Origin of the sequence: Caulobacter sp. 17J65-9, assembly GCF_010975005.1 — a bacterium.
Lineage (GTDB): Bacteria > Pseudomonadota > Alphaproteobacteria > Caulobacterales > Caulobacteraceae > 17J80-11.
Genome location: NZ_JAAIVC010000032.1, coordinates 1 through 13,424, shown reverse-complemented (window position 1 = coordinate 13,424; position 13,424 = coordinate 1). Strand labels below are relative to the sequence as shown.

At 71.1% G+C, this 13,424-nt stretch carries 14 protein-coding genes; 8 read left to right on the top strand and 6 right to left on the bottom strand.

Going from position 1 to position 13,424, the window contains the following annotated elements:
• The first annotated feature begins 191 nt into the window (after positions 1-191).
• The 3 genes from G3573_RS07520 (at position 192) to G3573_RS07510 (ending at position 2,959) form a co-directional block, all read left to right on the top strand.
• A complete protein-coding gene (locus G3573_RS07520; RefSeq protein WP_163260468.1) occupies positions 192-875 on the top strand; it encodes a response regulator transcription factor in 684 nt (227 codons plus the stop codon).
• On the top strand, positions 875-2,227 hold the full coding sequence (locus tag G3573_RS22420) for a HAMP domain-containing sensor histidine kinase (protein ID WP_163260467.1): 1,353 nt from the start codon (positions 875-877) through the stop codon (positions 2,225-2,227). The genes G3573_RS07520 and G3573_RS22420 overlap by 1 nt, the downstream gene beginning before the upstream one ends.
• A gap of 69 nt (positions 2,228-2,296) precedes the next feature.
• A complete protein-coding gene (locus G3573_RS07510) occupies positions 2,297-2,959 on the top strand; it encodes a glutathione S-transferase (protein WP_163260466.1) in 663 nt (220 codons plus the stop codon).
• Here the strand turns inward: G3573_RS07510 and G3573_RS07505 are convergent.
• A complete protein-coding gene (locus tag G3573_RS07505; protein ID WP_163260465.1) occupies positions 2,956-3,786 on the bottom strand; it encodes an EamA family transporter in 831 nt (276 codons plus the stop codon). The two genes, G3573_RS07510 and G3573_RS07505, sit on opposite strands and share 4 nt — an antisense overlap.
• Before the next feature lies 1 nt (position 3,787).
• Positions 3,788-4,228, bottom strand: coding sequence for an Lrp/AsnC family transcriptional regulator (locus tag G3573_RS07500; protein ID WP_163260464.1), 441 nt, complete (start codon positions 4,226-4,228; stop codon positions 3,788-3,790).
• Between the two features lie 119 nt (positions 4,229-4,347).
• Between G3573_RS07500 and G3573_RS07495 the strand changes: the two genes are divergently transcribed.
• Entirely contained in the window at positions 4,348-4,917 is a 570-nt protein-coding gene (locus G3573_RS07495) for a cysteine hydrolase family protein (protein ID WP_163260463.1), read from the top strand.
• A gap of 7 nt (positions 4,918-4,924) precedes the next feature.
• On the opposite strand, the gene G3573_RS07490 is transcribed toward G3573_RS07495, so the two are convergent.
• On the bottom strand, positions 4,925-6,898 hold the full coding sequence (locus G3573_RS07490) for a S9 family peptidase (protein WP_163260462.1): 1,974 nt from the start codon (positions 6,896-6,898) through the stop codon (positions 4,925-4,927).
• A gap of 186 nt (positions 6,899-7,084) precedes the next feature.
• On the opposite strand from G3573_RS07490, the gene greA reads away from it, so the two are divergent.
• Positions 7,085-7,558: a transcription elongation factor GreA gene (gene greA / locus G3573_RS07485; RefSeq protein WP_163260461.1), complete on the top strand. Its 474-nt coding sequence runs from the start codon at positions 7,085-7,087 to the stop codon at positions 7,556-7,558.
• Positions 7,559-7,675: 117 nt separating this feature from the next.
• Entirely contained in the window at positions 7,676-8,656 is a 981-nt protein-coding gene (locus tag G3573_RS07480; RefSeq protein WP_163260460.1) for a mitochondrial fission ELM1 family protein, read from the top strand.
• Here G3573_RS07480 and G3573_RS07475 read toward each other — a convergent pair.
• Positions 8,653-9,663, bottom strand: coding sequence for a LacI family DNA-binding transcriptional regulator (locus G3573_RS07475; protein ID WP_163260459.1), 1,011 nt, complete (start codon positions 9,661-9,663; stop codon positions 8,653-8,655). The two genes, G3573_RS07480 and G3573_RS07475, sit on opposite strands and share 4 nt — an antisense overlap.
• Before the next feature lie 109 nt (positions 9,664-9,772).
• Entirely contained in the window at positions 9,773-11,293 is a 1,521-nt protein-coding gene (locus tag G3573_RS07470) for an MFS transporter (RefSeq protein WP_163260458.1), read from the bottom strand.
• A gap of 272 nt (positions 11,294-11,565) precedes the next feature.
• Between G3573_RS07470 and G3573_RS07465 the strand changes: the two genes are divergently transcribed.
• Complete coding sequence (locus G3573_RS07465) at positions 11,566-12,012, top strand: VanZ family protein (RefSeq protein WP_205598135.1); 447 nt, start codon at positions 11,566-11,568, stop codon at positions 12,010-12,012.
• Entirely contained in the window at positions 12,012-12,431 is a 420-nt protein-coding gene (locus G3573_RS07460; RefSeq protein ID WP_163260457.1) for a hypothetical protein, read from the top strand. Before G3573_RS07465 ends, G3573_RS07460 begins: the two co-directional genes overlap by 1 nt.
• Here G3573_RS07460 and G3573_RS07455 read toward each other — a convergent pair.
• A partial coding sequence (locus G3573_RS07455; protein ID WP_205598134.1) for a hypothetical protein occupies positions 12,397-13,424 on the bottom strand: 1,028 nt, incomplete at its 5' end. The two genes, G3573_RS07460 and G3573_RS07455, sit on opposite strands and share 35 nt — an antisense overlap.

Genomic DNA, 13,424 nt, shown 5'->3' with positions numbered 1-13,424 from the left:
CCTCCTGTGTTCCCCGCCGGCGCCCTTTCGGTTCTCCGCGGCCTCGATCGAGGCCCGAGCACTTTCCGACCCGATCGGGTCGGAAATGCTCAGATCGGCATTAAGGTAGACCACTTCCTTTTCGCCGAACCGGTGTCCACTTCGGCGGGAAGTGGTCTAGCATCTTCCTCTCGTCCAGCAGGCGGAGTCCGATGAGTTCGCGCATTCTCGTCATCGAGGACGACGCCGACACCGCCGACCACATCCTCAAGGGCCTGCGCGAAGAAGGCCTGACCGTCGAGCATGCGGCCGAAGGCGGCGACGGCCTCTATCTGGCCACCACCGGAAAATTCGACGCGGTCGTCCTGGACCGCATGCTGCCCGGCCTGGACGGCCTCAGCGTGCTGAAGGCCATGCGCGCCGCCGAGATCCACACGCCGGTGCTGATCCTCTCCGCCCTCAGCCACCTGGACGAACGGGTGAAGGGTCTGCGGGCCGGCGGCGACGACTATCTGATCAAGCCCTTCGCCTATTCGGAGCTGTCGGCCCGGCTGCAGAGCCTGCTGCGCCGGCGCTCGGGCGCGGCCCCGGCCACCGTGCTGACCTGCGGCGACCTGACGATGGACCTGCTGTCGCGCCGGGTGACCCGGGGCGAGCGGACGCTCGACTTGCTGCCGCGCGAGTTCAAACTGCTCGAGCACCTGCTGCGCAACAAGGACCGGGTGGTGACCCGCACCATGCTGCTGGAGCAGGTGTTCGACTATCGCTTCGATCCGCACACCGGCCTGATCGACACCCACGTCAGCCGGCTGCGCAAGAAGATCGACGAAGGCTTCGACAAGCCCCTGCTGCGCACCCTGCGCGGCACCGGCTACCGCCTGTCGGACAAGGCCTGATGCGGCTGCGGCCCTGGATCCTGCCGGTGGCCGCCCTGACGGTCGCCGCCGCGGCCCTGGCGGCCGGCTTCCTGATCGTCGGCCACGCCGGCGAGGAGCTGATCTCGCGCCAGCAGGCCGCCACCGCCCGCTCCGAGCGCGACTACTTCGTCACCTATGCGCGGGAGGAAGGCGTCGAGGCGCTGGGCGCGGCTATCGACCGGCGCGAACGGCTGGGCTCGGCCGACGGCTTCCACTACGCCCTGGTCGACAAGGCCGGGCGCACCATCGCCGGGGCCGACCTGGAGAGCATCAAGCTGCCGAAGTACGGCTGGCGCACGGTCGCCGAGACCGGCCAGCCGCGCCAGCTGTGGCGGGTGCTGGCCCAGCCGCTGGGCCGGGGCATGACCCTGGTGGTGGCCGAGGACCTGGAGGCCCGCGACGCCTTCCGCGACGCCCTGTTCCGCGGCACCGCCTGGGCCCTGCTGGTGGCGGTGGTGATGGTCGCCGCGGTCGGGGTCGCCTTCAACGCCCTGATGCTGCGCCGCGCCCGCGACATCGCCCACACCGCCAGCGCCATCGCCGCCGGCGACCTGTCGGCCCGCGCCGAAGCCCGGGCGGACGGCGACGTGTTCGACCGGCTGGGGCTGTCGCTGAACGCCATGCTGACCCGCATCGAGGAGCTGATGACCGGCCTGCGCACGGTCACCGACAGCCTCGCCCACGACCTGCGCTCGCCGCTGATGCGGGTGGAGTTCGCCCTGGACCGCGCCGCCGACCCCGGCCTGCCGCCCGCCGAGCTCACCACCGTGCTGGACCACGCCCGCGGCGAGGTCGACGCGGCGCTCGCCACCCTGTCGGCCCTGATGGAGGTGGCCCGCGCCGAGACCGGCCTGTCGGGCGACGCCATGGGCGTGATCGACCTGGCCGCCCTGGCCGACGAGATGGGCGACCTGTTCAGCCCGGTGATCGAGGACGCCGGCCAGCTGCTGGTGGTGGACACGCCCCAGGCCCCCCTGCCCGCCCGCGTGCACGAGACCCTGCTGCGCCAGGCGCTGGGGAACCTGCTGCACAACGCCGCCGTCCACGCCGGCCCCGGCGCCGACGTGCGCCTGCAGGTGTCCGAGACCCCGGACGGCCAGGTGCGGATGACCGTGTCCGACACCGGCCCGGGCGTGCCGCCCGAGCACCTCGGGCGGGTGGCCGAGCGGTTCGTGCGGGTCGACAGCTCGCGCTCCACCCCCGGCGCGGGCCTGGGCCTGGCCATCGTCGCCGCCTGCGCCAAGCTGCACGGCGGGCGCCTGGTGCTGTCGGACAACGGGCCGGGCCTGATGGCGGCCATGGAATTCCCGCGCCGCCGCCAGTCGGCCTGAGACCTCCGAGAGGGTTGCTTTTCCGGACGGGCTCGCGGCAACCTCGACCGCAGCCGGAGGGGGCCTGTCATGATCGTCGTCCATCACCTGAACAATTCGCGCTCGCAGCGCGTGCTCTGGCTTCTGGAGGAGCTGGGCCTCCCTTACGAGGTGAAGCGCTACCAGCGCAACGCCAAGACCATGCTGGCCCCGCCGGAGCTGAAGGCGATCCACCCGCTGGGCAAGTCGCCGGTGATCACCGACGGCGACAAGACCATCGCCGAGACCGGCGCGATCATCGAATACCTGCTGGACACCTACGGCCAGGGCCGGCTGATCCCGGCCGCCGGGACGCCGGAGCGGCTGCGCTTCACCTACTGGCTGCACTACGCCGAGGGCTCGGCCATGTCGCCCCTGCTGCTGAAGCTGGTCTTCGCCAACCTTCCCAAACGCTCGCCCTTCCTGCTGAGAGGCTTGGTGAGCAAGGTCGCCGCCAGGGCGCAGTCGACCTTCATCGACCCGCAGCTGAAGACCCACGTCGACTACTGGGAGGCCGAGCTCGGCAAGGCCGACTGGTTCGCCGGCCCCGACTTCACCGCCGCCGACGTGCAGATGAGCTTCCCGGTCGAGGTCGCGGCCGTGCGGGTCGGCTTCAAGGGCCGCCCGAAGCTGCAGGCCTTCCTGGAGCGGATCCAGGCCCGTCCGGCCTACCAGCGGGCGCTGGAGCGCGGCGGGCTCTACAAGCTGGGCTAGCCTGCGCTGAGCAACAGCGCGGCGGCGCCGGCGGCGATCACCGCCGCGCCCGCCGCCCGGGCGCGGGTCACCGGCTCCTTCAGCACCAGCACGGCGATGACCAGGGCGAACAGGATCGAGGTCTCGCGCAGCGCCGCCAGCCTGGGCGTGTCGCCCAGCCGGTAGGCCCACAGCGCCAGGCCGTAGGTCAGGATCGACAGGGCGCCCGCGGTCAGGCCCGCCCGCCACTCGGATCGGGCGGCGACCAGGAAGGCCGGCCCGCGCCACAGGGCGAACACCCCGCCGACGCCGACGCCCAGCAGCAGGAACACCCAGACGATGTAGCTGCCGGCCGACGGCGCGGCCCGCACGCCCTGGGCGTCGATCACGGTGTAGACCGCGATGGTCACGCCCGTGCCCGCCGCCCACAGCAGCGAGCGCCGGTTCACGCCCCGCCCGGCGCCCACGATCACCACGCCGCAGCTGACCAGGGCCACGCCCAGCACGGTGGCCGGCGAGATGTGCTCGCCGAAGGCCAGCACCGCGCCGGCCGCCGCCAGCACGGGCGCCAGGCCGCGCATGATCGGATAGGCGACGCTCATGTCGGTCGCTTCGAACGCCTTCACCAGGCAGGTCAGGTAGACCAGGTGGGTCAGGCCCGAGGCCGCCAGCCAGCCCCAGGCGCCGTGCGGCAGGGGCATGAAGAAGGCGGCCGGGAACACCAGCAGGGCGCTGAAGCCGTCCAGCAGGGCGCGGCTCGACATCTTGTCCCGGCCGGACTTCAGGATGGCGTTGACCACCGCGTGCGCGGCGCCCGAGGCCACGATCATCAGGGCGGCGACCTGCATGTCAGCCCGCCCGCCGCCAGTGGGTGGTCAGCACCAGGTGGGTGGTCGCCGCCGCCACGCCGGGCGTGGCCGCCACCCGCTCGCGCACCGCGCTCAGCGCCTCGGGGCTGGCGCAGGCGACTTCCAGCAGCAAGTCGATGGGGCCGGCCAGCGAGCGGGCCGAGGTGATCTCCGGCACGCCCGACAGGGCCGGCAGCACCTGGGCGCAGGTCCGGCCCGGCTCCAGCGTCACGGACAGCAGGGCGGACACGCCGGCGGTCTCGGCCCCGGGCGCCAGGCGCACGGTGTAGCCCTCGATCACCCCGGCGCGCTCCAGCCGCGCCAGGCGGGCTTGGGTGGCGCTGCGCGAGAGGCCCACGCGCCGGGCGAGCGCCACCAGCGGCTCGCGCGCGTCGTGCGTGAGGGCGGCGATGAGCTGGCGGTCCTTGTCGTCGAGAATCACGTCGAAACGTCTAGCCGCCCAGCGTCCGCGCCGCCAGATCGCCGGTCGGCGCGACGCAATGACGAGTGAAACCGGCGCGGTTCGCTTCCACCCTGCGGGCCTCAGCTCCGGAGCCCGCCATGGACCTCGCCAAAGCCGTCCTCCTGCCCATCGACATGCAACGCGGCTTCGACGGGCCGCCCTGGCCGCGGCGCTGGAACGACCGGCTGGACGCCAACGGCCTGGCCCTGCTGGCCGCCTGGCGCGCCACCGGCCGGCCGCTGATCCACGTCCGCCACGACTCGGTGGAGCCCGGCAGCGTGTTCGTCGCCGGATCGCCCGGCAACGCGCTGCGCGGAGGCTTCGAACCGCGGCCCGGCGAGCCGCTGGTCAGCAAGAGCGTCAACTCGGCCTTCATCGGCACCGACCTGGACCTGCGCCTGCGCCGGCTGGGCGTCGACACGGTCGTGGCCTTCGGCGTCTCCACCGACATGTGCGTGTCCACCACCGTGCGGGTCGGGGCCAATCTCGGCTACCGCATGATCCTGGTCGGCGACGCTTGCGACTGCTTCGACCTGCCCGACGGCCATGGCGGGACGGTGAAGGCCGAAGACGTCCACCGCGCCCACCTGGCCACCCTGGGCTACGAATTCGCCACCGTCGTCGACACCGCCGCCCTGCTGGCGGCGCTGTCGGCGCGGGCGGCCTGACGACGGCCTACGGCGCCACTCTGCCGGTCGGGGCGGCGTCGGCCGGATTGTGCTTCTCCACGAAGGCCACGGCGGCCCTGAGCATGGAGACGCGCGTGGAGGCCCCGGAGAGCCAGTGATCCTCGCCGGGGAGTTCGACGAACTCCACCGGCTTGTCGGCCCGCCTGAGCGCCCGCTCCATGATCCGGCTCTGCTCGATGGGGACGACGGTGTCGTCCTTGCCATGGATCAGCAGGACCGGCGCATCGGCGCGCTTGGCCAGTTCGGCAGGAGAGATGTCACGCAACGAGGTGTCGGACCAGGACTTCGCGCCCATGAAGTCCTTCCAGTAGCGCATCTCCTCGCTGACCCGGCCGTGCCGGTCGGCTTCCCAGCGCAGCATGGCCGAGAGGTCCGAGATGCCCGCCATCGACACGGCGCAGCGGTAAAACCCGTTCTGGACGGTCACCCCGGCCAGGGCCGCGTAGCCGCCGTAGCTGCCGCCGACGATGCAGGCCCGCTTGGCGTCGACCACGCCCTGGGCGGCCAGGGCCGCGATCCCGTCGGAGATGTCGGTCTGCATCTTGCGGCCCCACTCGCCGTGGCCGGCGTCGACGAAGGCCGCGCCATAGCCCGACGACCCGCGGAAGTTCGGCTGAAACACCGCATACCCGCGCGAGGCGAAGGCCTGCGCCCACCAGTCGAAGCCCAGCCCGTCGCGGGCTTGCGGGCCGCCGTGGGGCAGCACCACCAGCGGCAGGTCCTTCGCTTCCCGTCCCGGGGGCAGGGTGAGGACGCCGCGCAAGGCGAGGCCGTCGGCGGCCTTGTAGTCGATCATCCGCGAGGTCCCGACGTGCTCGGGCTCGACGGCCGGATAGGTGCGGCCGAGGTCGTCCGCCCGGCCGGTCTTGATGTCCACCAGCCAATAGGTGCCGGATTCCCCCGGCCCTTCCGTGAACACCACCATCCGGTCGAAGGCGGCGTTCCAGGAGACCAGGCTCATCAGCTGATCGGCCGGGAAGGCCTTGCGTGTGCCGCGGACGCGGGCCTGGAGTTTCGGCGAGAACAGCACGTCCTCCTGCTGGTCGCCGCTCGTCCTGTATCCGATCAGCAGGCCGGTCGCCGGGTCGCGCAGGAAGCCGGCGATCGGCTTGGCGTCCGCAAGGGCGACGCCCGGGCCGGGGCCGTCGGCCTCCCGGTAGATCATCGCGCCGTCCGCGCCGTGCGAGCCGTAGACCACCGACCCGGTGGTCCGGCCGAGCCCGACCAGGTTGCCGCCGCCGTAGGGGTCCTTCTCCTCGGCGATCAGCCGCTTGCGGTCATCCCCGGCCCAAAGCCGCCACTGGGTGGAGCCGCTGTCGTAGGCGGAGTTCGCCAGGATCGAGCCGTCGGCGCCGACCACCCAGTCGCGCTCCTGGTCGGAGGCGCTCGCCAACCGCTTGGTCTCTCCGGTCGCCAGGTCGACCCGATAGAGGTCGACATAGCCGTCCTCGATGATGTCCTTGCCCGACTCGAGCGCGACGCCCCCGAAGTGGCCGTACCAACGCCCGTCGTGCTGAACGAGGCCGTAGACCCCGAACACGCTGTTGACCATCCGGCCGCGCTCAAACACCCAGTAGGACTTGCCGCCGGCGAGGTCGACGACCAGCACCTGGGACAGCTCGTGCGCGCCGCTGTAGTACCAGCCGAGATTGTAGGTCTTGCTCAACTGGACGAGCGCGAAGTTGTCGCCGGCCCAGCGAATGTCACGCACCTTGGCGTCGCCCACCGGCGTGCGGACCAACGGCTCGCCATAGGTGTTCGTGACCACCAGCACGCGGTCGCCGCCCTCTTCCGCGATATAGGCAAGCCGCTCGCCCGACGGCGACAGCCGCACGAGGGTGAGCGCCGGGAGCCGCCCGTAGGCTTCCACCGAGGGAGTCGGCGCCGCCGCGCCAGTCGGCGACGCGGCCCCTGTCATGACCAAGACGGCGCCGGCGGTCGCCATTAACGTGCGAAGCATGAACTCTCCCCCTTGCGGCGACCATGCCGCGCGGGTGGGTCGCCCACAAGAGCTGCGCCATATCGTCGCCCGTGCGGCTTGAAGTCGGGCGGGGGTTGATCATATGCTCTCCACCCCGATCGTATTTCGCCCGCGATCGGGTGGTTTGCCTTTCCTCCCGGGCGCACTAAGCGAACCCAATCGCACATGGAAAAAGTGCCGATGACGGCCGAGGGCTATCGGGCCCTCGACGAAGAATTGAAGCGTCTCAAGTCGGTGGAGCGGCCGAACGTGATCGCCGCCATCGCCGAGGCGCGCAGCCACGGCGACCTGTCTGAGAACGCGGAGTACCACGCGGCCAAGGAACGCCAGGGCTGGATCGAGGGCCGGATCGCCGAGATCGAGGACAAGATCTCGCGCGCCCAGGTCATCGACGTGTCCAAGCTGTCCGGCTCGCAGGTGAAGTTCGGCGCCACCGTTTCGGTGGTGGACGAGGACACCGAGGAAGAGGCCAGCTACCAGATCGTCGGCGAGCACGAAGCGGACGTGAAGGGCGGCAAGATCTCCGTCTCTTCGCCGCTGTCGCGCGCGATGATCGGCAAGGAGGTCGGCGACGTCGTGGAGGTGAACACCCCCGGCGGCGTGAAGGCCTACGAGATCCTCAAGGTCGAGTGGCGCTGACGATTCGTCGGCGCCTCTTTTCCCTCCGCAGTTTCCGACGCTAAATCGGGCGTGTCCGAAACGCCTCCAGACGACCGCGATTTGGCGACGCCCTCGGCGGCGCGCCTTTTCGCGCGCATGGACGAACGGCCGATCACCATCTGGGCCGTGTCCGACGGCCGGGCCGGGATCGAGAATCAGGCCCTGGGCCTGGCCGAGGCGGTCGCCCGCCTGACGCCGGCCTCCATCGTGCGCAAGCACGTCCGCTTCCGCGAAAACTACGACCGGCTTCCCACCGGGCTGAAGCTGCAGCCGCGCCGGTTCCTGGCCGCCGACGCCGATCCCATCGAGCCGCCGTGGCCGGACCTGTGGATCGCCGCCGGCCGGGCGACCATGCCGTTCTCGCTGCGCATGCGCCGCTGGACCAAGGGCAAGACCTTCGTGGTCCAGGTCCAGGATCCGCGCTGGCCGCCGCAGATGTTCGACGCGGTGGTGCCGCCCAGGCACGACCGCGTGGTCGGCCCCAACGTCATCGACATCACCGGCTCGCCGCACCGGGTCACCCCGGAAAAGCTGGACGACGCCCTGATCCGTTTCCGCGAGCTGGTCGATCCCCTGCCCCACCCGCGCGTGGCGGTGCTGATCGGCGGCAAGTCCAAGGCCTTCGACATCTCGCCCGAGCGGGCCTCGCGCCTGGCCGCCGAGATCGCCCTGGCGGTGGAGACCGAGAAAGGCTCGGTGATGGTCACCTTCTCGCGCCGCACGCCGCAGCGGGCGCGCGACCTGCTGGCCAGCCGGCTGAAGCCCCTGCCCGGCGTGGTCTGGGACGGCGAGGGCGCGAATCCCTACTTCGCCTTCCTGGCGGCGGCCGACTACGTGCTGGTCACCGAGGATTCGACCAACATGGCCACCGAGGCCGCCTCGACCGGCAAGCCGGTGTTCATCCTCAAGATGGACGGCGAGAGCCTGAAATTCCGCCGCTTCCACGAAGAGCTTGAGCGCCGCGACGTGGCCCGCCCGTTCGGCGGCACGCTCTACCGCTGGGACTATCCCCCGCTGCGCGAGACCGACTGGGCCGCCACCGACGTGCTGGCCCGCATGCGCGCCCGCGCGGGTTAGGCCCCGCAGGACTCCCGCACGATCAGGTCGGTGGGCACCCGTTCCGAGCGGGCGCCGCGCGAGCTGGCGTCGAGCAGCTTGGAGACCAGCAGGCGGCCGGCCTTGGCGGTGTCCTGGGCGATGGTGGTCAGGGCCGGGCGGCTGTAGCGCGAGAACGGCACGTTGTCGTAGCCGACCACCGAGACGTCGCCCGGCACGGTCAGGCCGTTGTTGCGCAAGGCGCGGATGGCCCCCAGCGCGATCAGGTCGGAGGCCGCCACCACGCCGTCGAAGTCGACGCCGCGCTGGATCAGCGAATCGACGCTGGCCTCGGCCGATTCCACCTCGAAGTGGGCCGGCACGATCAGGTCCGGGTCGACCGGCAGGCCGCTCTGACGCAGGGCGTCGAGATAGCCGCGGTGACGCTGCATGGCTTCAGGCGCCTCGGTGTCGCCCAGGAAGACCACCCGCTTACGGCCCAGCCGGAGCAGGTGCAGGGTGGCGCGCCGGCCGCCCAGCGGGTTGTCGGAGCCGACCGAGCAGTAGTTCTGGTCGGGCAGCTGCGCGCCCCAGACCACGAAGCGCCGGTCGCTCTCGGCCAGCCGGTTGAAGGCGGTGTGCAGCGAGCTCTGGCCCAGGAAGATCACCCCGTCCGCGCGGCTGGTGGTCATGGCGGCGTAGAGGTCTTCATAGCTGGACGGCGCCACGTGGCTGACCAGCACGTCGCAGCCGCGCTCGCGCGCCGCTTCGCCCACGCCGGCGAACAGCTCCAGGAAGAACGGGTCGGACAGGCCGCCTTCGCGCCCCTGCGGGCGCGGCACCACGATGGCGATGGTCGCTTCGGCCCCGATCGGGCCAGCCGGCATGTAGTTGCGGAACGGATAGTCCCGCTCGCGCGCCAGCTTCCAGATCAGCTGCTTGGTGCGGGCGTTGACCGCGGGGCTGTCGTTGAGCGCGCGCGAGACCGTGGAGATCGAAACCCCGGCCAGCTTGGCCAGGTCCTCCAGCCTTGTGACGCTCTTGTTCACCACGCCCCGCCCACTGCAAATGTTTGCTGCAAATATTTTCAGCGCACATAGGGCGTCGCCGCAGGTTTCCGCAAGGGCGCCTGCGACGAAACCGGACGAAAGCCTGGGGTCAGGCCGCGGGTGAGGGCGCCAGCGCTTCGTCCCCGGCCCGGCCGGGCGCCGGTTCGCGGACCAGGAACATGCAAACCGCCGCCACGAACATGGACCCGCCGCCGAGCACCAGGGCGTAGATCGGCTCGCTGTTGAACCAGGTCTTCAGGGTCAGGCCCAGGATGGTCGCGGCCACCAGCTGCGGGATGACGATGAAGAAATTGAAGATGCCCATGTAGACGCCCATCTTCCTCGCCGGCACCGCCCCGGCCAGGATCGAATAGGGCGCCGACAGGATCGAGGCCCAGGCGAAGCCGACCCCGATCATGCCGATCCACAGCAGCTTCGGATCGGCGATGAAGTAGAAGGACAGCAGGCCCAGGCCCCCCAGGCACAGGTTCAGTGCGTGGCAGGCGCGCCGGCCGATCCGCTTGGCCAGCATCGGGAGCAGGAAGGCGGCCAGCGCCGCCACCCCGTTGTAGACCGCGAACAGAACGCCCACCCAGTCGGCCCCCTCGTTGTAGGCCTTCGAGGCGGTGTCGGTGGTCCCGTAATGCACCTGGGTCACCGCCAGGGTCGTGAAGATCCACATGGCGAACAGCCCGAACCACGAGAAGAACTGGACCACGGCCAGCTGCTTCATGGTCGCCGGCATGTGGAAGAAGTCCTCGACGATCTCGAACAGACCCTCGCTGGCGGCCCTGCCGCGGCGGCGCCAGCCGGCGAGCAGCTGGACCAGGCCGAAGCCGGCGACCGTGCCGGCGAGGATGTAGAGCTCCTTCTCCAGGCCGAAATGCTGGATCAGCACGGCGCCGGCCGCGCCGACCACGGTCCAGATCAGGCCGCTGGCGAAGAAGGGCGGCGCCTTGCGCGCTTCCGGCTCGGCCGGGCGCTCGGCGCGCTCGAACGCCTCGACTTCGGAGGGGCTGTACTCGCGGGTGGTCAGCACGGTCCACAGCACCGCGACCAGCAGCATGGCGCCGCCGATGTAGAAGGCGAGGCGCACGGACTCCGGCACGCCGCCCCCTGGGGCCTCGTTGCTGACGGCGAACCAGTGGGAGAGCATCCACGGCAGGGCCGAGGCGAACACCGAGCCCACCCCGATGAAGAAGCTCTGCATGGCGTAGCCGGTGGTCCGCTGCTCCTCGGGCAGCAGGTCGCCGACGAAAGCGCGGAACGGCTCCATGGTCACGTTGACCGAGGCGTCCAGGATCCACAGCGCGCCGGCCGCCATCCAAAGCACGGGGGCCGTGGGCATGAAGAACAGGGCGGCGGTGGTGAGAACGGCGCCCCAGAAGAAGTAGGGCCGACGACGGCCCAGGCGCCCCCAGGTCCGGTCGCTGAAATGGCCGACCAGCGGCTGGACGATCAGCCCGGTCACCGGCCCGGCGATCCACAGCAGCGGCAGGGCGCTCATGTCCGCCCCCAGCGTCTGGAAAAGGCGGCTGGCGTTGGCGTTCTGCAGGCCGAACGCGATCTGGATGCCCAGGAACCCGAAACACATGTTCCAGATCTGGAAGAAGCTCAGGCGCGCCTTCATGGTCGTCCCCCCGAACGGCCGTTTTCAGTCTTTTTCTGGGGGTATCTGTGCACGGTCGGACCGGCTTTGCAATCAGCGCGCCCTTTACAGCGCTCGACGAACGCCGAAACACAAGTTGTCGAGTCGGAGCCAGCTTGCAGATATTTGCAGTTGTTTGCAGAAACCCGCCACCCGGCGGCGCGCGCCCCGCACACCGCTTCGCGGCCTAGATATGCGGCCGCCGGCGCCCTAAACCGCTCGCAGCGGTTCGCCGCTTCGGGTGTTGGGGTGTCATGACTTTTCGAGATCGCCTGCCCACGGCGTTGGGCGTGCTGGCGAAAGCCGCCTTCCTCGGCGCCGCCGGCTTCGCCCTGTGGAATGCGCTCATTCCGTCCGGCGACGACCAGAGCCTGTTCCTCTGGGACAAGCTCGCCCACTTCACCGCCTTCTACGTGGTCACCCTGCTGGCTATTCCGGCTTTCCCGCGCGCGCCCCTGGCGGTCATCGCCCTCGCCCTCACGGGGCTGGGCGTCATGATCGAGGTGCTGCAGGCCCTGCCGATGATCCATCGCGACTCGGACGTGAAGGACGTGGTCGCCGACGTCGCCGGCATCGCTTTCGCCCTGCTGCCGGTGCTGGCCTGGCGGCTGCGCACGCTGGGCGCGCGTCCGGCGCAGGAGCCTGAAAAGAACGCGGTCGTCGACCTGCCGACCGCCCGCAAGCTGAAAGGACGGGCGTGATGTCCGACACCCGCGCGCAGACCGCCGACTTCTCCTGGAACCCGCTGGTCGCGATCGACGACGACGCCCACGCCCGGGCGCTGGCCCGCGGCGGCGTGTGGGCCACCGGTCTGCTCGTCCTGAGCTACGCGCTGGTCCTGGCGCAAGCCGTGAACCCGACGATGCTCGTGACGATCGCGCTGGTCGCCTGCGTCGCCGGCGCGCTGGCCTGGGGCCTGACCGCCCGCGCCTCGGCTGTCGCGGCGGGCCTGCTGCTGTTGTGGGTGGTCGTGGAGACGGCCGGGGACGTGTGGCTGGCGGTCACCGCCTTCAGCGTCACGCAGGGACTGAACGCTCTGGTCGATCTGTTCAGCCTGATCCTGGCCGTCCAGGCCTGGCGCGGGGCTATCGCGTTGCGGCGCGCGACGCCGGCGGGGTGACCGGCGGCGCCTCTTCACCCAGGTCGATGTGGGCACGGACGTAGCCGCTGCGCCGCAGGAAATCTTCCAGCGCCGCGGGATAGCCGCTGAACCGCCGCACCTGACCTGACGGGCAAGGCGCGCGATCGTCTTCGCATCCGGCCGGCAGCGGCCAGCCCGCCTTGCGGTCGTAGCTCTGCAGCATCACCGACCAGGCCCATTCCAGCCGCCCCACCCGCGCGGCGTCGGCCACGAAGGCGGCGCAGGCGCTGTTCGACCCGAGCGCGCAGATCGGCCGGGCCGCCTCCATGTCGGCGCGGAAGACGGCGACGAAGCGGCCGCTGTCCGAGACGTCCACGACCTGTCCGGCGCGCACCTGCAGGATCTGCGGGGGGAACAGGGCCTGCCGCGGCGGCCCGAACACCGACGCGAAGCGCGTGTCCGGCAGCACGAACTCCGCGACGCCGTCTCCGTCGAGCTCCTCCGGAAACACCTCCAGGGGCGCGCCCGGCCGGGGCCCCAGGTCGACGACCTTCCAGCCGCGGTCGACGGGGGCGGCCACCCTCAGCTGCGCGCCCGCCTCGCCTCGGATGCGATAGGCCAGGATCACCGAGGCGCCGCGGCCGTCGGGCTCCAGCCGGCCGACGCCGAAGCGCGCGCCGTCCAACTCGGCGTCGTTCGGCACGGACAGGGCGACGGTCTCGCCTCGCGCGTCACGCACCTTCAGCCGCGCGCCGCCGTCGCCGCGGGCCGCCTCGAACGACAGCTCCAGTCCGCCTGAACGGATCTGCGCGCCGCGGCCCGGCCACGGCAGCATGACGTTTTCCGGCGCGGCCTCCCCGCCGCCGATCGCGAGGTTCGCCTGCATCGTCTCGGCCTGCGGGCGAGCGCCGAAACGCGCCAGGGAGAATTGAGGCAGGCCGTCCGCGTGCGCGACCGCCAGGAGGGCGACCGCGACCAGGGCGCCGGCCGCCGCCGCGCCGCCGCGCGCGATGGCTCGGGACCGCTGCGAGG

Excerpts from the sequence above, each read along its gene's own strand:
- G3573_RS07465 (WP_205598135.1), top strand. The coding sequence starts at position 11,566 with ATGACTTTTCGAGATCGCCTGCCCACGGCGTTGGGCGTGCTGGCGAAA.
- greA (WP_163260461.1), top strand. The coding sequence starts at position 7,085 with ATGGAAAAAGTGCCGATGACGGCCGAGGGCTATCGGGCCCTCGACGAA.
- G3573_RS07470 (WP_163260458.1), bottom strand. The coding sequence starts at position 11,293 with ATGAAGGCGCGCCTGAGCTTCTTCCAGATCTGGAACATGTGTTTCGGG.
- G3573_RS22420 (WP_163260467.1), top strand. The coding sequence starts at position 875 with ATGCGGCTGCGGCCCTGGATCCTGCCGGTGGCCGCCCTGACGGTCGCC.
- G3573_RS07505 (WP_163260465.1), bottom strand. The coding sequence starts at position 3,786 with ATGCAGGTCGCCGCCCTGATGATCGTGGCCTCGGGCGCCGCGCACGCG.
- G3573_RS07460 (WP_163260457.1), top strand. The coding sequence starts at position 12,012 with ATGTCCGACACCCGCGCGCAGACCGCCGACTTCTCCTGGAACCCGCTG.
- G3573_RS07520 (WP_163260468.1), top strand. The coding sequence starts at position 192 with ATGAGTTCGCGCATTCTCGTCATCGAGGACGACGCCGACACCGCCGAC.
- G3573_RS07495 (WP_163260463.1), top strand. The coding sequence starts at position 4,348 with ATGGACCTCGCCAAAGCCGTCCTCCTGCCCATCGACATGCAACGCGGC.
- G3573_RS07480 (WP_163260460.1), top strand. The coding sequence starts at position 7,676 with ATGGACGAACGGCCGATCACCATCTGGGCCGTGTCCGACGGCCGGGCC.
- G3573_RS07510 (WP_163260466.1), top strand. The coding sequence starts at position 2,297 with ATGATCGTCGTCCATCACCTGAACAATTCGCGCTCGCAGCGCGTGCTC.
- G3573_RS07490 (WP_163260462.1), bottom strand. The coding sequence starts at position 6,898 with ATGCTTCGCACGTTAATGGCGACCGCCGGCGCCGTCTTGGTCATGACA.